The sequence below is a fragment of the Amycolatopsis sulphurea genome, from assembly GCF_002564045.1.
Lineage (GTDB): Bacteria > Actinomycetota > Actinomycetes > Mycobacteriales > Pseudonocardiaceae > Amycolatopsis > Amycolatopsis sulphurea.
The window spans coordinates 2,969,555-2,989,490 of sequence record NZ_PDJK01000002.1 but is presented as its reverse complement, the minus strand read 5'-3'; the positions used below and the strand labels follow the sequence as shown (position 1 = coordinate 2,989,490).

The following is a 19,936-nucleotide window of genomic DNA, read 5'->3' as shown; positions in this document are numbered from 1 at the left end:
GGCGCGGAGGTAACGTGAGGCAGTACTACGGGCAGCCGGCCGCTGAATACCTCCCGCTGCCCACCCAGTTCGCGGTGCGGGTCCGGACTGGTTCGGTGGTCACCGGCGTCGCGCTGCTCGTCGGCACGCTGCTGGTGCTCGGCCTCACCGCGTTCGTCAACCGGCCGCTGCACGGCCAGAGCCTGCCCCGCGCCGGGCTCGGCACCTTGGGCCTCGCGCTGCCGGCGCTGTCCGTCATCGCCACCGCGATAGTCGTGCTGACCGCCCGCCGCTGCCTGCGCGGCGACTACCTGGTGACCGCCCGCGCCCGCACCACGCGCACCGCGCTGACCATCTGTTTTGCCACGCTGAGCATCAGCTGCCTGCTGGCCCTGACCATCTCCGCCCTCATCGACGTCTGGGGCGACCACGGCCGGCTCGGCCTCACCGACCTCTTGGCGACCTTAGCGAACTTCGCCCTCGGCACCATCGGCCACGGCGCAGGCCTCTGGTACGTCCGCCCGTCGGTCCGCACCCTGGAGAAGTTCAGCGACCATCCCATCTGGTGACCACGGCGTACCCCCTCTGACCCCGCCCACTTTCAAGCTGTGAAGGGGTCCTTCACAGCCTCAGCGTCCAGGGTGTCGGCAAAGTCGGCGTGAGGGGCCCTTCGCCGACCGCGGAGGTCCGTGCAAGTCCGTGAAGGGGCCCTTCACGGACTCCGGGTCTGTGAAGGGCCCCTTCACAGCCTTGGACCGGGCTCCGGTCGTGCGTCTGCACGGTCGGGGGGCTGATCGGTCAACCCGGCCCTGCGACTACCGACCGCGTTTCGGCCAGGCAATGCACCTCGGCCAGGCACTGCACTCCGTCCGTCCGATCGGGCAGGACTCAGCCCGCGGCCGGGACCACTCCGGCCTGCCCCGCTCCCGGCCGGAAGCCTTACTGCGCGTGGTTGGCCGCGTTCAGCGCGCTCGCCACGTCCGGGACCTCCAGCACCCGGATCCCGTCCGGGATCTTGCCCGAGTCCGGCGGGACCAGTGCGTGCGTGAAGCCGAGCCGGGCGGCCTCGGACAGCCGCCTGCCGACGTTCGGGACCCGGCGGATCTCCCCGGCGAGCCCGACCTCACCGACGGCGACCAGCCGCGGGGACAGCGCCACCTCGTGCAGGGAGGAGGTGAGGGCGAGGACCAGCGCCAGGTCGATGCCCGGTTCGGTGATCTTCATACCGCCCACAGTCGCGACGTAGACGTCCTTGTCGCCGACCTTCATCCGGCCGCGCTTCTCCATCACCGCGAGCACCATCGCCACCCGCGCCGAATCGAGGCCGCTCACCGCGCGCCGGGGCTGGGGCATCCCGCTGCTCGACACCAGCGCCTGCACCTCGCCGAGCAACGGGCGTTTGCCCTCCACCGAGACCGTGACCGCGGTGCCGGGCACCGGTTCGGCGGTGCGGCTGAGGAACAGCCCGGACGGATCGGGCACCCCGACGATGCCCTCCTCGGTCAGCTCGAAGCAGCCGATCTCGTCCGCCGCGCCGAACCGGTTCTTGATCCCGCGCACCATGCGCAGGGTGGAGTGCTTGTCCCCCTCGAACTGCAGGACCACGTCGACCAGGTGCTCCAGCACGCGTGGGCCGGCCACCGACCCGTCCTTGGTGACATGTCCCACCAGCACGACCGGCAGCCCACGCTCCTTGGCCAGCGCGACCAGCCCCGCGGTGACCGCGCGGACCTGCGTCACCCCACCCGGTGAGCCCTCCACCTGCGGCGACGCCATGGTCTGCACCGAATCGACGATCAGCACCCCCGGCTTGACCGCGTCCACATGCCCGAGGATCGCGGACAGGTCGCTCTCCGCGGCGAGGAACATCTCCCCGTGCACATTGCCGGTGCGCTCGGCCCGCAGCCGGACCTGCCCGGCCGACTCCTCACCGGTGACGTACAGCGACCGCCCGGCGGTGACCGCCCACTGATAGGCCACTTCGAGCAGCAAAGTCGACTTGCCGACCCCGGGTTCCCCGGCGAGCAGCACCACCGCACCCGGTACCAGCCCGCCGCCGAGCACGCGGTCCAGCTCGGCCACCCCGGTGCACTTCGCCCGGGACGTCTCGATGTCGACTTCCGCGATCGGACGAGCGGGTGCACTGGGTGCGCCGGCGGCGACCCGGGCGATCGCCGGTTTGGCCGCGCCACGTTCTTCGAGCGTGCCCCACGCCTGGCATTCCGGGCAGCGCCCGACCCACTTCGCCGTCTCGTATCCGCATTCCGCGCACCGGTGGACGGTGCTGGCCTTCTTCACCACCCCGCGAGGCTATCGGCGAGCACCGACAAAACCGCGCAGGCGCGAGTCAGGAACGCGCGTGCGCCGGCGCGGCCACCGGCAGGTCGACCACGATCGGCCCGGCGTTCTGGAAGGTGAAGGTGACCGGGATGGTCATCCCGGACCACAGCGGCTGCTTGAGGCCCTGCAGCACCACCGTGGCGACGCCGGGCTTCGCTGCGGCCGAGGACGAAGCCGCGGCGGCCGACGACGGCGCAGAACTCGAAGGCGGGTTCGAGGACGGCGGAACGGCGGGACTCGATGAGCCGGGCGCGTTCTGCTCGTTGGTCGACTCCACCGCGTCCGCGGGCCCGATCACCAGCGAGTGCCCGGCGACGATCGCGGTGTCCCCGGTGACGGTCGCGGGCGAGGTGGTGCCCGCCGAGGTCACCGAGACCAGCTTGTCGTCACGCTGCCCCTGGTTGACGATGGCCAGTGTGAGCGGCGCGGCATCGCCGGCCGCGTAGCCGGCGCCCTTGGCCTGGTACTGGACCGCGGCATTGCGCAGCACCAGCGTCTGCACCTGGGCGTACGTGCCGTTGACCGCGGGCTGCTGCGTGTCGGTCTGGGTGATCTGGCCTGCCCCGCAACCGGCGAGCACGAGCGCGGCGCCGAGCGCCGACACGCCTGCGCCGAGCACGCGACGATTCTGCAGCCTCACGTCGGAGTCCTTCCATCTCACGGCCTCGTCCGGACGAAGACTAGCCGGGCGGCTTCCCGCGCGCGGAACCGAGGGGGTTGCCCGGCGTCCGCACACCGAGCGCAACCGTCCACAAAGGATTTTACGGGCGCCGATCAGCGCCTCGCACCTCACCTGCGTGAGCACGGGGCAAACGCGTTTGTCAAGCCCGACTCAGGCCGCTGACCTGCGGCGACAGCCCTGGCCGCTAGGTGGCCGCCGACGGACCGTGCTAGGATGGACTCAGCGAAAGGGGCAGAGGACACATGGTTTTCAAGGTCGGAGAGACCGTCGTCTACCCGCACCACGGTGCCGCACTCATCGAAGCCATTGAAACCCGGGTGATCAAGGGCGAGGAAAAGAAGTACCTCGTCCTCAAGGTCGCGCAGGGTGATCTCACGGTTCGCGTGCCCGCAGACAACGCCGAGATCGTCGGCGTGCGCGATGTCGTCGGGCAAGAAGGACTGGACAAGGTTTTCGACGTGCTTCGGGCACCGCACACCGAGGAGCCCACGAACTGGTCTCGTCGGTACAAGGCCAACCTGGAGAAACTCGCCTCCGGCGATGTGAACAAGGTGGCCGAAGTGGTGCGCGACCTCTGGCGGCGTGAGAAGGACCGCGGGCTCTCAGCCGGCGAGAAGCGGATGCTGGCGAAAGCGCGGCAGATTCTGGTCAGCGAGCTGGCACTGGCGGAAGGCACCGACGAGGGCAAAGCGGAGACGCTGCTCGACGAAGTTCTGGAAACCGCGACGGTCTGACCCCGGGCTCCACCGGTTCGCGGCGGGTATCCCGTCGGCGGCACGATCCACTGCGGCGTATTCCAGAGTGGCGTATTCCATGGTGGCAACCGGTTCCCCTACGATCGCGACTCGATGAAGAATCCACTGCGTTGCGTCGCGTTCGTGACTGTCGCACACCATCCGGCCGATCCCGAGCTCGCGCTCGCGTCGGTACAGGGTGAAGCTCTACTCGCGCACACCGTGCGGGAATTGCTCGGCACATCGGAGATCGATCTGGTGGCCGTGGTCGTTCCCCCGCGGTGTGCGCAAGCTTTTTCCGCGGTATTACCGCATTCCAGCCGGTGCCGAATGGTCACCGCGATTTCTCTCCGGGACGCATTCGCGGAAATCGCACCGCTGCTTTCCCCGGATTCCGCCGTGCTGGTGCACGACGCGCTCCGCGCCTTCGCGCCACAGCGCACCTTCCGGCAGGTATTGGCCGCCCTGCGGGAAGGCGCCGAGCTGGTCGTCCCGGTACTGCCGATGTCCGACACGGTGAAGACGACCGATCCGGACGGTGTCATCACCGCCACCGTCGACCGTGCGGGCCTGCGGAGCGCGCAAACGCCGATCGGGTTCTCCCCCACCGCGTTCCGGTCCGCGCTGGCCGGCGCGGCGAACCCCGGCGTCGCCGACACGGCGGGCGCGGCCACTGTCCCCGGCGATCCGGACGCGATGCGCGTCGCGAGCGCCTTCGAACGCACACTGGCCGAGGCTCTGGTAGCCGGCGGCGATCGGGAGGATCCACTGTGAACGACCTGCGCGTAGGCAACGGAGTCGACGTCCACCCGATCGAACCCGGCCGTGAATGCTGGCTCGCCGGGCTGCGCTGGCCGGGAGTGGACGGCTGTGCCGGGCATTCCGACGGCGACGTGGCCGCGCACGCACTGTGCGACGCGCTGCTCTCCGCGGCCGGGCTCGGCGATCTCGGCGCGGTGTTCGGTACCGGAGACCCGCGGATGGACGGCGCGCGCGGCACGGACATGCTGGCCGAGGTCCGCGCGTTGCTCGCGGCCGAAGGGTGGCAGGTGGCCAACGCGACGGTGCAGGTCATCGGCAACCGGCCGCGGATCGGAAAGCGCCGCGACGAGGCGCAGCAGGTGCTCGGCGAGGCCGTCGGCGGGCCGGTCAGCGTGGCGGGCACGACCACCGACGGGCTCGGTCTGACCGGCCGCGGCGAGGGTGTCGCAGCGGTGGCGACAGCGTTACTGATTCGCGACGGGCAATTCCGCCATCCGGCGGTTGCCGGCTGACACTCGCCACTCTTTTCGGGCACCGGCCAGGATTTCTCGCGGAATTCCGCGTTTCATTCTGCATTGTGGCGCGCGCTTCTCTATAGTTATTTGGCGAGGTTTCGCGCGGCCGGATTCTGGGGCCGCACTGGGGCGAAGGGGGACGATGCCCACCGATGCGCATCGATTGTCCGGAGTACGGCCGATCACCGGCAGGCTGGCCGAGGAACTGCTGTCCCGTCCGGAGGGACGGAGCAGACCGCTGCCGGTGGTCGTGGGGCTCGGCGTGCGCGGGTCGGGAAAGACCGCGCTGCTGGACGAGCTGAGCGAGCGCTGCGCGGATCTGCCGCACGCACTCGTCGATTTCGAACGCCGCGACTGGGAGCACATCCAGCCGCGGGAACTGCTCGGGCATCTCGCCTTCGAGCTCGGCAGGCACTGGCCGCAATTCGGCCGGATCGCCTTTCCCCGGCTCTGGCTGTGCATGCTGGTGCTCGGTTCCCCGGTGGAGGTCAGCGACCGGCGGACCGCGATGCGCAAGCTCAAGGAGCTGATCGCGCAGAACCAGCCGCTGGAACGCAACAAGGAGGCCATCGGGGACGTCGTCGACCTGGTCGGCGGGGTCACCTCGGGCAACCAGCTGCCCGGCTGGAAAGAGGCGACCGACCTGCTGTTGCGCGGGCTGAGCTGGTACGACCGGCGGCGGCTGGTCGGCAAGGTCAAGACGATGCCCACCGGGCCCGGCGATCAGCACGACTTCCTGCTCGGGATCGCCAAGCAGGCCCAGGGCGACGACGAGGACCGGGCCGCGGTCGACGCGATCATCTGTGACGCCTTCCTCGCAGACCTCCGCCGTGCCTACTCCGGGCTTTCCGGCACCCGGCGCACGATGAACTGCCTGATCCTGCTCGACAACGCGCACGCGCCGGGCGGCCGGGCCTTCCTGCGCGCGCTGATCGAGTCCCGCCGGCACTTCCCGGACGAGGCGGACCCGCTGGTGGTGGTCGCCACCAGCCGCACCTGGAATCCGGACTGGAACGAGAGCTGGTCGCCGGCCACCACGCACCACGGCGCCGATCTCGAACACCCGCGCAACCCGGAACACCGGACCGGCGACCTGATCTGGCCGCCGCCGCGGCGGCCCGCCGACGTGGAGGCCGACTGGGCCGCCGAACATCCGGAAAGCCGTTGGCGCCCTTGGTATCTGCTGGAGCTGGGCGCGCTCTCCGGCGCGGACGTGGTCGACATCGCGGCCGAGCACGACGTGCACCCGACCTCCCGGCTGCCGAAGTTCCTGTCCCGGCTCACCGACGGACATCCCGGCGCAGTGCGGGAAATCCTGCCCGCGATCGCGGACCACTACCAGTCCGGCAGGCCGAACTCGCTGCGGAACACCTTGTACACCAAGGTGTTCGCCCCGGACGGCAGTGAGTCCACTCTGCTCGCCGAGATGTATGAGAACCTGCTGCAGGACTTCTCCACCGCCAGCCGCCAGGAACTGGTCACCGCGAGCGCCGCGGCCGAGGCGGAAATGCTGTTCCACAAGGAAATCCTCGATCTGCGCAATCCGATGGGCGAGGGCCCGCTGTTCAAGCAGCTGGCCGATCAGCTGTGGCTGCGGGTGGATCCGGACGACGACTCGCGGTACCGGCTGCATCCGTGGCTGCGCAGGCTGCTGCTGCGGAAGCTGGCCTCCCGCGCCGAGGACCACCCGCTGAGCTGGGACCGTGTGCACACCCGGTGCCGGGATTTCTACGACCGGATGGACCGGGTGGCCGACGCCCGCTACCACGATCTCGCGCTGGGCAACGTACCCGCGGTGATCACCCATCTCAGCGCCCGGCTCGGCGCCCAGCCCGCCGAGTTCGACCTGTCCGCCGCGCAGTCCTGGCTGGACCAACTGGACACCATCACCGCCGCGCCGAACCGGCTGGTGCAGGACGTGGACCCGTACGCGCAGGTCCAGCAGTACGTCGGCGAATGGCCGGAGGAGCAGGAGACCACGCTGGCCTGGCTGGTCGTTTCGCTGTGGCTCTCCCGCGATCCGCTCGGCGACCCGGGCGGCACGCTGAATTCCACCATCGAAAGCAGTTTCCACCACCTGGCGCAGGGCAGAGGGCGAGGATCGATGCTGTTGCACGAGCGGGCGGAGTACTACCGATGACCAGCGAACGGATCCGGCCGCCACGTCCGTCCTGGATCAAATGGCTGTGGGGCGGTGGCGTGATCGTGCTGCTCGCGGTGGTGCTGGTCGCGGTGTTCGTGGTCGTCCCGGCGATCAGCGACGCCAGCCACTCCTGCGGAGACGGCGTGCGCGAACGTGGCGACAACTCCGAATGCACTGGAGTCACCGACGGTTCGTTCGTGTTCGCCGACGACCTCGCGGACGTGCAGCAGCGCATCCACCAGGAGAACACCACCGTCACCGGGTCCGGCAAGCCTTACGTGAACATCGCGGTGCTCCTGCCGATGACGCTGGTCGAGCCGGACCAGGTGTCCCGCGAGTGGGTCCGGCATCAGCTCGAAGGCGCCTACATCGCGCAACATCGGGCGAACACCACGGAGTCCTGGGGCGCCAAGGATCCACAGATCCGGTTGCTGCTGGCCAATCCCGGCAGCCAGCTCAAGCAGTGGGAACCGGTGGTGGACGACCTGATCGGCCGGAGCGGGCCGGATCAGGTGATCGCGGTGACCGGGATCGGGCTGAGCCTGAGCACCTCCCAGCAGGCGGTACAGCGGCTCTCCGATCATCAGATCCCGGTGGTCGCCTCCCATCTGGCGGCCGAGGAGTTCTCCCGGATCCCCGGGTTCATGCGGGTGTCGCCGACCAGCTCCACCTACGGCACCGCGCTGGCCGCGTTCGTGAAGCCGACCGCGCGCACGGCCACCCTGGTCCAGGACCAGAACCCTCGCGACCTGTACCCGAAGACGCTGGCCAGCGCGTTCACCGCGAAATTCGTGGACGGCACGCACCGGCTCGCCGGGCGGACGGAGTACTTCGACTCCAACCAGACCGGGGTGGAGAACACCTTCCTGCAGATGATGCCGAACATCTGCAGCGACCATCCGGACGTGCTCTACTTCGCCGGCCGCGAGCAGAACCTCACCTCGTTCATCGCCCAGCTGGCCCAGCGGCGCTGTCTCGACCAGCACCTGACCGTGCTCACCGGCGATCTGGCCCAGACCGGCCCGCCCGGCCCGGACATGCGCCGTGGCCTGGAGGCGAACGTGACCGTGCTGGGGCCGGGCCTGGCGCACCCGCAGGCCTGGACCAGCCACCCGGAGCTGTTCAACAAGCCGTCGGTGGCCAGTTTCCAGGAGCCGCGCTGCACGGACTGCTTCGAGGTGCTCTTCCCGCAGGAGCGGCTGGACGACGGCACCGCGATCCTCGCGCACGACGCGGTGGTGACCGTGGTCTGGGCGATCCGGGGCCTGCCGCAAATCAGCACCGGCACCGCGGTCACCTCGCAGGACGTCCTCCAGGCGAAGAACCGGCTGCACGACCAGCTCGCGGTACCCGGGGCGAGCGGGGCGATCTCGTTCGACGAGCAGGGCAATCCGGTGAACAAGGTGATCCCGATCCTGCGGGTGCGGGTCAACTCGACCCCGGAGTTCGCCGCGCTGTCGGACCCCTCCTCCTGACCCGGCAATCCGGCTAACCTCGGTGCCATGGCACCGATCTTCAACGACGCGACCAGGTCCCTGCTCGACGGCACCAACTTCCCGGTACTGGCCACCACCAACGAGGACGGCTCTCCGCAGACCACCGTGGTGTGGGCCAAACGCGATGGGGACGCGGTCCTGTTCTCCACCACCAAGGGGCGCCGGAAGGAGCGCAACATCGCCCGTGACCCGCGGGTTTCGATCTCCGTGTTCGACTCCGCGGACCCGTACCAGTACGTGGAGATCCGCGGCCGTGCGGAGGTCACCGAGGCAGGCGGCCGTGAGCTGATCGACGAGCTGTCGCGCAAGTACCGGGGCGCGGACTTCGCGGCCGAGGCACCCGAGGTGGTCCGCGTGGTGGTGCGGGTGGTCCCGGAGAAGATCACCGGATACGCCTCCTGACGGGCACCTTCCTGGTTAGGGTTGGGGCGTGGCCATCAACGCGGTGTTGTTCGACTTCTCCGGCACGCTCTTCCGTCTCGAGCAGGACGCCTCCTGGCTCGCCGAGGTGCGTGGCGCCGACGGTGTGGTGCTCGATCTCGAGGCGCAGACCGAGCTGATGCGCCGGATGACCGCGCCGGTGGGCCAGGTCGTCGAGCTGGACGACGAGCACCAGTACGCCTGGCACCACCGTGACCGCGACCCCGACCTGCACCGGAAGGTGTACCTGGAGGTGCTGCGCCGCTCCGGCGTGCCGCAGCGGAGTCAGGCCGAAGCGCTCTACCGCCGGCTGATCACGCCGGGTGAGTGGACGCCCTACCCGGACACCGAGGCGGCGCTCAAGGCAGTGGCCGGCAGCGGGCGCAAAGTCGGCGTGCTGAGCAACATCGCGTTCGACATCCGGCCCGCGTTCACCCAGCGCGGGTGGGACGCGTACGTGTCCGATTTCACCCTGTCCTTCGAGGTCGGCGCGGTGAAACCGGAGCCGGAGATCTTCCGGGCCGCGGTCGAACGGCTCGGGGTCGCCGCCGCGGAGACGCTGATGGTCGGCGACAGCGAGGAGGCCGACGGCGGCGCCCGCGCGCTCGGCTGCGAGTTCGCGCTCGTCGACCCGCGGCCCACCGCGGAGCGGCCGGATGCGCTGCTGGCGGCTTTACGGGCACACGGCCTGCTCTGACGTCCTGCGACGTCGCCCACACCGACCCCGTACTCTTTGTGTGTGGCTCTGCACCTCTATGACACCGCGGCCCGTGCTCAGCGGGAGTTTTCTCCTGCCCACAGTGGAACGGCGTCCATCTACGTGTGTGGTGCCACGGTGCAAGGCGTCCCCCACATAGGGCACGTACGCGGCATGCTGAACTACGACGTGCTGCGCCGCTGGCTGCTCCACAGTGGACTGGACGTGCTGCTGGTCCGCAACGTCACCGACATCGACGACAAGATCCTCGCCAAAGCCGCCGACGCGGGCCGTCCGTGGTGGGAGTGGGGTGCCACGCACGAGCGGGCGTTCGAGCAGGCGTACGCGGACCTCGGCTGCCTGCCGCCGTCGGTTACCCCGCGCGCGACTGGGCACATGACCCAGATGGTCCAGCTGATGCAGCGCCTGATCGACAGTGGGCATGCCTACGCCGCCGATGGCGACGTCTACTTCTCCGTGAAGTCCTTCCCCGCGTACGGGCAGCTGTCGGGCCAGCAGCTCGACGAGGTGCAGCAGGGCGAGACGCCGACCCGGGGCAAGCGCGACTCACGCGACTTCACGCTGTGGAAGAGCGCGAAGCCGGGCGAGCCGTCGTGGCCGACGCCGTGGGGCGACGGCAGGCCGGGCTGGCACCTGGAGTGCTCGGCGATGGCGACGAGCTACCTGGGCGCCGAGTTCGACATCCACGGCGGCGGCGTCGACCTGGTGTTCCCCCACCACGAGAACGAGCGCGCGCAGTCCAACGCGGCCGGCGACGGTTTCGCGCGGTACTGGCTGCACAACGCGTGGGTGACGATGTCCGGCGAGAAGATGTCGAAGTCGCTGGGCAACACCGTGTCGATTCCGGCGATGCTGGAGCGCTATCGGGCGCCGGAGCTGCGCTACTACCTGGTTCAGCCGCACTACCGGTCCACGGTCGAGTACTCCGACGGGGCGGTGGCCGAAGCGGCACAGGGTTACCGGCGGATCGAGGCGTTCCTGCGGCGCGCAGCCGCCGGGAGCGAGGTGCCGCTCGGCGCGGTGCCCGTGGAGTTCGCCGCCGCGCTGGACGACGACCTGGCCACGCCGGCCGCGTTCGCCGTGGTGCACAACACCGTGCGAGACGGTAACGCCGCCTTCGACGAGGGCGACACCACGAAGGCGCTGGAGCTGGCCGGTGCGGTACGCGGGATGACCGGCGTGCTCGGTCTCGACCCGCTGTCGGCCCGCTGGGCCGAGGGCGGCGGTTCCGACGCCCCGGTCCGCACCGCGCTGGGCCGGCTGGTGGAAGGCCTGCTGGCCGAGCGCCAGGAAGCCCGCGCGGCGAAGGACTTCGCCCGCGCGGACGCCGCCCGCGACCGCCTCACCGAGGCGGGCGTCGCGGTCGAAGACACCCCGAACGGTCCGCAGTGGACGGTCAGGAACTCCTGACTTCCTTGCGGTGGCAGAGGATTGAGGACTGATGGCAGGCAACTCACAGCGCCGGGGTGCCGTTCGCAAGAGCGGCACGAAGAAGGGCGCCGTCGTCGGTTCCGGCGGGCAGCGGCGCAAGGCGCTCGAGGGCAAGGGCCCGACGCCGAAGGCCGAGGACCGGCCTGGCCACAAGGCCCACCGGGCGGCGAACGCGGCGCGGACGCGGGATCAGGCCCGGCAGAAGAAGGCCGACCGGCCGGAGCTGATCGCCGGCCGTAACCCGGTGGTCGAAGCGCTGCGTGCGGACGTGCCGGGCACCGCGCTGTACGTCGCGCTGAACATCGACATCGACGACCGCGTGAACGAGGCCGTGCGGCTCGCCGGGGACAAGGGCATCTCGATCCTGGAGATCCCCCGCGAAGAGCTGGACCGCAAGACGAACCGGGCCATGCACCAGGGCCTCGGCCTGCAGGTACCACCGTTCGAGTACGCGCATCCGGACGATCTGATGGAGACCGCGCGGGACTCCGGGAACACGCCGCTGTTCGTCGCCTTGGACGGGGTGACCGACCCGCGCAACCTGGGCGCGGTGATCCGCTCCGCCGCGGCCTTCGGCGCGCAGGGCGTGCTGCTGCCCGAACGCCGCAGCGCGGGGATGACCGCGGTGGCGTGGCGGACCAGCGCCGGTACCGCGGCGAAGCTGCCCATCGCGGTCGCGACGAACCTCACGCGCCAGCTGCGTGCGTGGGCGTCGGAGGGCTTGATGATCGTCGGCCTCGATGCAGACGGCACGGTGGACATCGACGGCCTCGATCTGGCGTCGGAGCCGCTGGTGATCGTGCTGGGTTCGGAGGGCCGTGGGCTGTCCCGGCTGGTCCGCGAGACCTGCGACGCGACCGTTTCGATCCCGATGGCCGCCGGTGTGGAGTCGCTGAACGCCTCCGTCGCGGCCGGCGTGCTGCTCGCCGAGGTGGCCCGCCGTCGTCGCGCGGCTGGGCGGGTTTGATCCTGCGCTGCTCGGTCCGGACGGGCCGGGCAGCGATGCGGTCTCGGGCCTGGTCACCCTCAGTGATTCGGACTGTGATCCTTCGGGCATCGCCCCGCCGGGGCATCGACTCGGGCTAAGGTCTCCTCCGGAACCGAGGGGGTCCATCACCGATGTCGTTCGTTTCGCCGCTGTTCCTGTGGTACTTCCTGCCCGCGGTACTGGTCGCGGTGCTGGTCTGCCCGCGCAGCTGGCGCAACGGCATCGTCGCGGTGGCGAGCCTGCTGTTCTACACGATCGGCGCCGGGCCGTACCTGTTCCTGCTGCTGCTCTGCATGACGGTGAACTTCTTCGCCGGACCCGCGCTCGAGCCCAGTCCGTGGGATCTGCGTGGCACCAGGCGGAAGCGGATCCTGATCGGCGTCATCACGCTCGACGTGCTGGTGCTCGTGATCTGGAAGTACGCCGGCTTCGCCACCCAGCAGATCGCGGCCGTCGCACACTGGTTCGGCGGCGATGTCGGCGTGGCGAACATCGTGGTGCCGATCGGGATCTCGTTCTACACCTTCCACCACATTTCCTACGTAGTGGACATCTACCGAGGCGAACGGCGAGCGCTGCGCAACCCCGTGTCGTTCGCCGCCTACATCGCGATGTTCCCGCAACTGGTGGCCGGCCCGATCGTGCGCTACCGGGAGATCGCCGACCAGCTGCCCCAGCACCGTTCCCACCGGCTCGACGACATCGCCGCCGGTTTCCCGCGATTCGCACTGGGACTGTGCAAGAAGGCGATCGTCGCCGACTCGCTCAGCCCGATGGTCGAGGCCTGCTTCGCCACCCCGTCCAGCCAGATGACGTTCGCGACCGCGTGGCTCGGCGCGATCGGATACACCCTGCAGCTGTTCTTCGACTTCTCCGGCTACTCCGACATGGCGATCGGCTTAGGCCGCATGCTCGGCTTCCGCCTCCCGGAGAACTTCGCCCGCCCGTATTCGTCGGTGACCATCACCGAGTTCTGGCGCCGCTGGCACATGTCCTTGTCCCGCTGGTTCCGCGACTACGTATACATTCCCCTGGGCGGAAACCGCTCCGGCGCCGGCAAAACCTACCGAAACCTGTGCATCGTCTTCGTCCTGACCGGCTTCTGGCACGGCGCACAATGGACGTTCCTGATCTGGGGCTGCTACCACGGCGCCCTCCTGGTACTCGAACGCCGCTTCAACGTCGGCGGCCCCCCAGCGAACCCGGCAGCCCGTATTGTCCGCCGTGCGGTGACCCTGATCCTCGTGGTGATCGGCTGGGTCTTCTTCCGCGCCACCGACCTGGGCCACGCTTTGGCCATGATCGGCCACATGCTCATCCCGGACTTCAACGGCCTCGGCGACGTCGTGGACAGCGCCCTGACGAACCAGCGCCTGGTCATTTTGCTCGCCGCACTCGCCGTGTTCGCCCTCCCCGCCAACCCGGTGACCGGCCCACTCCTCGAATCCTCCCGCAGCCGCACGGCAACCGCCCTCCGTATCGGGGTGATGACGGCCGGACTGGTCTACGCGGGGATTCTGGTGGCTACGGGGACGTTCAGCCCGTTCCTTTACTACCAGTTCTGAGTACCTGCCCTGGGTGGGCGGACCGGGCCTTCGATCAGGTCGGACGCGTTACGTTAGCCAGCCACCCTGCTCGCCATACGCACCAAGAACGCTACCCATTGTGACGGACGTGGCATAACCCTCGTGTTATACTGACTTCATGGAGTGGGCAGTGGAGCTGCACGAAGACGTGGAGGACTGGCTGCTTGCGCTTGCCGAAGAAGACCCTGAGAGCGCAGACCTGGTGGAAGCTGCGATCGACATGTTGGCACAGGTTGGCCCCCAGCTTGGCCGACCACTGGTAGATCGTATTCAGGGTTCTCAAATCCATCATATGAAGGAGTTGCGACCGGCTTCCAGCGGACGCAGCGAAGTTCGGATCTTATTCGCTTTTGACCCACGGCGCTGCGCACTTTTGCTTGTAGCGGGAGACAAGCAGGGGCAGTGGAACCGCTGGTATGAAGACGCGATCGAGATCGCAGAAAAGCGCTACAAGGACCACTTGACCGCATTGGAGGTCGATGGAGATGGCTAAGTCCTGGAAGGAAGTCAAGGCACGCAAGGAACAGAGCGACATCAACGCCGGCCGCGACGTGGACACCGCTCGCGCCGCGGCCAGCAACCGCACTGCGCTCTATGTCCTGGGGCACCGGCTGGGTGAGCTACGTGAGCACACCGAACTCACACAGCAGGATGTCGCTGAGCGCATGGGGGTCAGCCAGCCACGTGTCAGCAAGATCGAACAGGGCGACCCCGAGGTCATGGAGATCGAGACCCTTCGCCGATATGTCGCAGCGCTCGGCGGTCATCTGCGGGTGGTCGCTGACTTCAGCGACCCAGCATCGGATGCCGCAGGAGGAGAGACAGCAAACGAAGTGGGCACCTTGCTCGCTCTCTGAAGTTAATCCGCGACCGTCTGAGGTGCCCTGTTCGGGATGGCGTTCTCCACCTCGCCCTCCAGCGGAGCGAGCAGGCGGAGGGCTTCCTGGAACGCATCGTTGGTGGCAGCGATGTGGTCGGCGACCTTGCTGCGCAGTGCCCGGACCTGGGCGTGGTTTTCCGTTGCCGCAGCCTGTTTCTGCAGCGCGTCGGCGAGCGCGTTGTCCGCCTGGGACTTCTTGATGGCGATTTCTTCCGAGGCGCGGCGGTCGGCTTCGGCGCGGATGGCGGCGGCGGTGGCTTCGGCGGCGGCGTCGCTCTCAGCGCGTACGCGGGCGGCTTCCTCGTCGGCATTCGTGCGGGCGAGTGCGGACGCTTCGTCGGCTGCGAAGCGGGCGCGTTCGGCGGCGGCATTGGCTTCCGTACGGGCTTCTTCCGCGGCTAAGTCTGCTTCGGCGCGGAGGCGGTACGCGGCCGCGTCTGCCTCGGCGCGGGCCTGGGCGGCTGCCTCGTCGGCTTGGGTACGGGCCGCGAAGGCGGCTTCGTCCGCTTCGGTGCGGGCACGGGTTGCGGCTGCATCTGCCTCGGCGCGAGCGTTGTCGGCGGCTTGGGTGCGGGCCGCGATGTCTGCGTCTGCAGCTGCAGTGCGCGTGGCGATGTCCTCTTCGGCGGCGGCAGTCCGGCTCGCAATGTCCGCATCGGCGGCTGCGGTACGGGTAGCGATGTCCTGATTCGCTGCTGCGGCGCGGGATTCCAGGTCGGCGAGCCGGGCGGCGATGTCCTCGTCAGCTGCCGTGGTTCGACCCGCGATGTCCGCGTCAGCTGCGGCAGTACGCGTAGCAATGTCCGCATCGGCGGCGGCAGTACGCGTGGCGATGTCCTCATCGGCGGCCGCAGTACGGGTGGCAATGTCCTGATTCGCTGCCGCAGTACGGGATTCCAGGTCGGACAGACGAGCGGCGATGTCCTCTTCGGCGGCGGTCGTCCGGGCCTGCAGGTCCGCCTCGCGGGCGGAAAGGTAGGCCTTCGTCTCGGCGAGAAGCCGTTGCCGTTCGGATTCCGAGTCTTTGGCCGCCTTGTCCGAGGCGCGCTGGGTCTCGTGTGCGTAGCGGTCCGCTTCGGTGCGCGTGGATACCGCGTCGGCCTCGGCGGCGGCGCGCAGGTCGGCGATCTCCTCCTCGGCCAGCTGCATCATCAGGCGGACGCGTTCGGCCATCGCGCCGGCGCCCGCGGGGCTGGAGCTGACGCGGACCAGCGCCGATTTCGCCTCGGCCAGCTCGTGCTGCGCGGTGGTCAGCGCCTTGGTCAGCTCGGCGACGGTGGCCATCGCCTCGTCGCGGTTGCGAGACGTCTGCTGCTGCTCGCGGGTCAGTTCGATGATTCGCTCATCGACCTGCCGCTGGTTGTAGCCACGCATCGTGACGGCGAAGGAGGCGCTCTTCGCGGCGGGCTCGGACTTCTCGGGCGCGACCATCGGGACACCTTAATGACCTGGGCACCTTCTACACGTACCGCCAAACGGCTGCATTACCAAACGCGAGACCCACCGTCACGGCCCGGCATCCCGGCCGCGCGAGTCACCGCCGGGCAAGTCGGCAGGACCCGGCGGCCGCACGGCCGGGAGGACGGCAGCCGCCTCGTTCGGGTGACTCACTCGTGTGGGGTGCACCTGGTCAGGGGAGCGCGCCCGCCGCTGTGTGGGGGGAGCGGAGATCATTGCGAGAGAGTTCCGCCGGCATCGAGCGAGCGCAACCACTCCTGCGCAGGTGCGATACGGTTTCGCCGGAGCCGGAGGGAGGCCCGGTGGACGCGGTACTGGACGATCTCGCGCGGCACTGGCCGGTGTACGCCTCGATGCCGTTCGTCGCCGCGCTGATCGGCTACGTCACCAAACGCGTGGCGATCGAGATGATGTTCCGGCCGCTCGAATTCGTCGGCCTCCGCCCGTTCTTCGGCTGGCAGGGCGTGGTGCCCAAGCACGGCGGCCGGATGGCGGCGATCGCCACGGACCTGCTCACCTCGAACCTGCTCGACATCAAAGAGGTCTTCGCCCGCGTCGATCCCGCGCTGGTCACCCGGGAGCTGGAACAGCCGCTGCTGCGCGTCGTGGACGGCATCGCCCGCGACGTGCTCCGGCAGCATCACCCGCGGCTGTGGGAAATGCTGCCCGCACTCGCCCAGGAAATGCTGATCAAGCAGATCCAGGCGAGCACCCCGCAGCTGGTGCGGGAATTCCTCGACGAGATCCGCGACCGCCTCGACGAGGTGCTCGACGTCCGGCACATGACCGTCGAACGGCTCACCCGCGATCGGGCGCTGCTGGTGCGGCTGATCCGCGAAACCTCCCGGCCGGAGATGACGTTCATCGCGCGCGCGGGCATCTTCTTCGGCTTCGGGCTGGGGCTGGTGCAGGCGGTGGTGTGGGCGTTCACGCGCGAACCGCTGGTGCTGCCGATCTTCGGCGGCGCGATCGGGCTGTTCACCGACTGGCTGGCGATCAAGCTGATCTTCCTCCCGCGCGAGCCGGTGCGGGTGGGCCGGGTGATCCTGCAGGGCAAGTTCCAGCGCCGCCGCGCGGAGGTCGCCCGCCAGTACGGCGAGATGATCGCCAACGAGGTGCTGACCGTGCAGAATCTGCTCGACGCGCTGCTGCGCGGGCCGAAGTCGGACCGGCTGATGAGCCTGGTCGAACGCGCCGTCGGGCACGCGGTGGACTCGCAGGTCAGCGTTGCCCGGCCGGTGGTCACCCTGGCTGTCGGCACACAGCGGCTGCAGGAGATGAAGCACGACGCCGCCCAGCGGGCGCTGGCCGAGCTGCCGCTGACCGTCCGGCACGCCGAGGGCTACCTGACCCAGGCCATGGACGTGGCGAAGCTGGTGGAACAGCGGATGCTCGCGCTGACCCCGCTGGAGTTCGAGGGACTGCTGCGCCCGGCGTTCCGCCAGGACGAGTGGAAGCTGATCGCGGTCGGCGGAGTGATCGGGTTCCTGGTCGGCGAACTGCAGGTGCTGCTCATGCTCGGCTGAGTTTCGGTGTTCCCCGCACCGGGCGCGCCCGACGTGGCTAACGTGAACCCGTGTCCGAACCACCCCAGCTGCCCGCCGTGCACGAGTCGTACCTGCCTCGCGAACACGCGCTGCACCGTCCCCGGCACGGCAAGCGCCAGCTCATCGCGCTGGTCAGCGCGTTGCTGTTCTTCACGACGCCGACCCTGCTGTGGGTGTTCGGGGTGCGCCCCGGCGAGATCGAGAACCACAAGCTGGCCGGGTTCCCCAGCCTCGGCGCCGGCTTCGGGTTCTTCACCGACCTGCCGAAGTGGGCGACGGACCAGCTGTCCTTCCGGGCGGGCGCGATCGACGCCGCAGGCGCGGTCAGCCGGGGAGTGTTCGGCGAGGAGCCCCCGCTGGACCAGGGATCGGCGGCGAACTCCGGGCCGATTCCCGCGCCGCCGCTGCAGCAGCCCGGCGCACCGAAGTCCGGTCCGGCCGGTCCCACGCTGCCCACGACCACCCAGGCCGGATACCGCAATGTTGTGCAGGGGCTGGACGGCTGGCTCTACTACGGCTACGACGCCGAGTCCAAGTGCACGCCGGCCCAGGACATCGACACGACCATGAAGCGGATCGAGCAACTGCGTCAGGCGGTGGAATCCTCCGGCCGGAAGTTCGTGTTCGCGGTGACGCCCGACAAGTCGACGATGGTGCCCCAGTTCCTGCCCGACAGCTACCCGGGCAAGGACTGCTCGCAGGCCGCCGCGCCGAACGACTGGTACAAGATCATCACCGAAGGCCACTCGCTCGATCTGCGCCCGGCGCTGGCCGCCTCGGCCGCGCGGATCGGCAAGCCGATCTACGCGCCGAACGACACGCACTGGCGGGACGAGGGCGGGCTGATCCTCGCCCGCGCACTGGCCGACCAGCTGCAGCCGGGCATCTCGAACAGCTGGCAGTCCGCCCCGTCGGGCCAGTACGACGCGGTCGCCGACCTGCCGCTGCTGCTCGGCAAATCCGGCCAGTTCAAGACGAACCAGATGTACACCCTGCGCCCGGACGGCGTGACGGATCGGGCGTCGGAGTTCCTCGCCAACATCGACACCCCGGTGCAGCGCACGGCACCGCCGCTGGCGGGCACCATCAGCCAGCGCACGCTCATCTACGGTGACTCGTTCAGCCTGGCTTCCTCGCGCTACCTCGACGCGGCCTTCACGAACGTGACCTACCTGGCGTACTCGACGGACAAGACCACCCAGGCGCAGGCCGTGGACCAGTTCGTGAATTCCCAAGTGGTCGTGCTGCAAGCGGTGGAGCGCAATGTGTCCGGCGGGCTCGTGCCGTTCACCGGCGAAGGGTTCATCCAGAGCGTGAAGACGGCGCTGGCCCAGCACCCGGTCCGCTGAGCGTGGCGGGCCGGGTCAGCCGGCCGGGACCGGAGCGGTCTCGACGGTGTCGCGTGGGCTGCGCACGCCGCGGCTGCGGTCGCGCGCCCAGGCGATCACGCGGCAGACAAGGTAGATCAGGAACGAAATCGCCGTGACGAAGGCGCTCACAGGCAGGCCGGGGGCGAGCGAAAGCACAATGCCACCCAGCGCGGCGACTTCGGCGAAGACGACCGAGAGCACCGTCGCGCGCAAGGGGCTCGCCGTCACGCGCGCGGCCGCCGCAGCGGGCGTGACCATCAGCGCGACCACCAGCAGCGAGCCCACGATCTGCACGCTCAGCGCCGTCGAAACACCCACCAGGAGCGCGAAAAGCACCGTCAGCAGGTTCACCGGCACACCGCGTGCTTCGGCCACCGGGCGGTCCACACTTGCGAACAGCAGCGGCCGGTAGATGCAGGCGAGCACCGCGAGCACCGCGACCGCGGAGATCACCAGCGACGTCAGGTTGGTGTTGTCCACCGTGATGATCTGGCCGGTGAGGATGCCGAACTTGTTGCCCGACCGTCCTTTGTAGAACGACAGCAGCAGTACGCCCATGCCGAGCCCGAACGACAGGATCACGCCGATCACCGAATCACGGTCGGCGTCGCGGGTGCCGAGGATGCCGAGCAGCAGCGCCGCCGCCACCGCGCCGGCCAGCGCGCCGTACTCCACGCCGACGCCGAGCAGCAGGGCGCCTGCCGCGCCGGTGAACGCCAGCTCCGAAGTGCCGTGCACGGCGAAGGACATCCGGCGCATCACGATCAGCGGGCCGAGTATCCCGGCGACGAGACCGAGGACCGCGGCGGCCACCAGCGCGGTCTGCACGCTGGGCAGCGCGGTGATCAGGTCCCAGGTCTTGGCGAAGTCGAACATGCCGTCCAAGG

19 protein-coding genes are annotated in these 19,936 nt (G+C 69.3%); 15 read left to right on the top strand and 4 right to left on the bottom strand.

The genetic code is table 11. The features are described 5' to 3' along the window. Positions 1 to 14: 14 nt before the first annotated feature. The gene (locus tag ATK36_RS19710) at positions 15 to 548 is read left to right on the top strand and encodes a hypothetical protein (protein WP_098512882.1); all 534 of its coding nucleotides are present in this window, start codon (positions 15 to 17) and stop codon (positions 546 to 548) included. Between the two features lie 370 nt (positions 549 to 918). On the opposite strand, the gene radA is transcribed toward ATK36_RS19710, so the two are convergent. After that, positions 919 to 2,280, bottom strand: a complete 1,362-nt coding sequence (gene radA / locus ATK36_RS19705; RefSeq protein ID WP_098512881.1) for a DNA repair protein RadA — start codon at positions 2,278 to 2,280, stop codon at positions 919 to 921. Between the two features lie 46 nt (positions 2,281 to 2,326). Then, the gene (locus ATK36_RS19700) at positions 2,327 to 2,959 is read right to left on the bottom strand and encodes a copper chaperone PCu(A)C domain-containing protein (RefSeq protein WP_098512880.1); all 633 of its coding nucleotides are present in this window, start codon (positions 2,957 to 2,959) and stop codon (positions 2,327 to 2,329) included. A 284-nt stretch (positions 2,960 to 3,243) separates the two neighbouring features. On the opposite strand from ATK36_RS19700, the gene ATK36_RS19695 reads away from it, so the two are divergent. From ATK36_RS19695 to ATK36_RS19640, 12 genes are all read left to right on the top strand, one after another. Then, entirely contained in the window at positions 3,244 to 3,735 is a 492-nt protein-coding gene (locus ATK36_RS19695) for a CarD family transcriptional regulator (RefSeq protein WP_009084200.1), read from the top strand. A gap of 114 nt (positions 3,736 to 3,849) precedes the next feature. Beyond that, on the top strand, positions 3,850 to 4,509 hold the full coding sequence (locus ATK36_RS19690; protein WP_342752039.1) for an IspD/TarI family cytidylyltransferase: 660 nt from the start codon (positions 3,850 to 3,852) through the stop codon (positions 4,507 to 4,509). A 5-nt stretch (positions 4,510 to 4,514) separates the two neighbouring features. Then, a complete protein-coding gene (ispF, locus tag ATK36_RS19685; RefSeq protein WP_098515019.1) occupies positions 4,515 to 5,009 on the top strand; it encodes a 2-C-methyl-D-erythritol 2,4-cyclodiphosphate synthase in 495 nt (164 codons plus the stop codon). A 145-nt stretch (positions 5,010 to 5,154) separates the two neighbouring features. Next, a complete protein-coding gene (locus ATK36_RS19680; RefSeq protein WP_098512879.1) occupies positions 5,155 to 7,152 on the top strand; it encodes a hypothetical protein in 1,998 nt (665 codons plus the stop codon). Continuing rightward, the gene (locus tag ATK36_RS19675; protein ID WP_098512878.1) at positions 7,149 to 8,630 is read left to right on the top strand and encodes an ABC transporter substrate-binding protein; all 1,482 of its coding nucleotides are present in this window, start codon (positions 7,149 to 7,151) and stop codon (positions 8,628 to 8,630) included. Before ATK36_RS19680 ends, ATK36_RS19675 begins: the two co-directional genes overlap by 4 nt. Before the next feature lie 27 nt (positions 8,631 to 8,657). Beyond that, positions 8,658 to 9,053 (top strand): PPOX class F420-dependent oxidoreductase, encoded by a 396-nt coding sequence (locus ATK36_RS19670; RefSeq protein WP_098512877.1) that lies wholly within the window; start codon positions 8,658 to 8,660, stop codon positions 9,051 to 9,053. Positions 9,054 to 9,081: 28 nt separating this feature from the next. Next, entirely contained in the window at positions 9,082 to 9,768 is a 687-nt protein-coding gene (locus ATK36_RS19665) for an HAD family hydrolase (protein WP_098512876.1), read from the top strand. A gap of 42 nt (positions 9,769 to 9,810) precedes the next feature. Next, positions 9,811 to 11,199, top strand: a complete 1,389-nt coding sequence (gene cysS, locus ATK36_RS19660; protein WP_098512875.1) for a cysteine--tRNA ligase — start codon at positions 9,811 to 9,813, stop codon at positions 11,197 to 11,199. A gap of 31 nt (positions 11,200 to 11,230) precedes the next feature. After that, positions 11,231 to 12,187, top strand: a complete 957-nt coding sequence (rlmB, locus tag ATK36_RS19655) for a 23S rRNA (guanosine(2251)-2'-O)-methyltransferase RlmB (RefSeq protein ID WP_098512874.1) — start codon at positions 11,231 to 11,233, stop codon at positions 12,185 to 12,187. Positions 12,188 to 12,339: 152 nt separating this feature from the next. After that, a complete protein-coding gene (locus ATK36_RS19650; RefSeq protein WP_098512873.1) occupies positions 12,340 to 13,773 on the top strand; it encodes an MBOAT family O-acyltransferase in 1,434 nt (477 codons plus the stop codon). A 139-nt stretch (positions 13,774 to 13,912) separates the two neighbouring features. Beyond that, entirely contained in the window at positions 13,913 to 14,287 is a 375-nt protein-coding gene (locus tag ATK36_RS19645) for a type II toxin-antitoxin system RelE/ParE family toxin (RefSeq protein ID WP_098512872.1), read from the top strand. Then, entirely contained in the window at positions 14,280 to 14,651 is a 372-nt protein-coding gene (locus ATK36_RS19640) for a helix-turn-helix domain-containing protein (protein WP_098515018.1), read from the top strand. Before ATK36_RS19645 ends, ATK36_RS19640 begins: the two co-directional genes overlap by 8 nt. A gap of 2 nt (positions 14,652 to 14,653) precedes the next feature. On the opposite strand, the gene ATK36_RS19635 is transcribed toward ATK36_RS19640, so the two are convergent. After that, positions 14,654 to 16,105 carry a coiled-coil domain-containing protein gene (locus tag ATK36_RS19635; RefSeq protein ID WP_211291909.1) on the bottom strand — a complete coding sequence of 484 codons (1,452 nt, stop codon included), beginning with the start codon at positions 16,103 to 16,105 and terminating at the stop codon, positions 14,654 to 14,656. A 329-nt stretch (positions 16,106 to 16,434) separates the two neighbouring features. On the opposite strand from ATK36_RS19635, the gene ATK36_RS19630 reads away from it, so the two are divergent. Beyond that, a complete protein-coding gene (locus tag ATK36_RS19630) occupies positions 16,435 to 17,658 on the top strand; it encodes a DUF445 domain-containing protein (RefSeq protein ID WP_098512871.1) in 1,224 nt (407 codons plus the stop codon). 50 nt (positions 17,659 to 17,708) lie between these two features. Next, the gene (locus tag ATK36_RS19625; protein WP_098512870.1) at positions 17,709 to 19,028 is read left to right on the top strand and encodes an alginate O-acetyltransferase AlgX-related protein; all 1,320 of its coding nucleotides are present in this window, start codon (positions 17,709 to 17,711) and stop codon (positions 19,026 to 19,028) included. Positions 19,029 to 19,043: 15 nt separating this feature from the next. Here ATK36_RS19625 and ATK36_RS19620 read toward each other — a convergent pair whose 3' ends face one another. Beyond that, positions 19,044 to 19,934 (bottom strand): metal ABC transporter permease, encoded by an 891-nt coding sequence (locus ATK36_RS19620; RefSeq protein WP_098512869.1) that lies wholly within the window; start codon positions 19,932 to 19,934, stop codon positions 19,044 to 19,046. Positions 19,935 to 19,936: the final 2 nt, after the last annotated feature.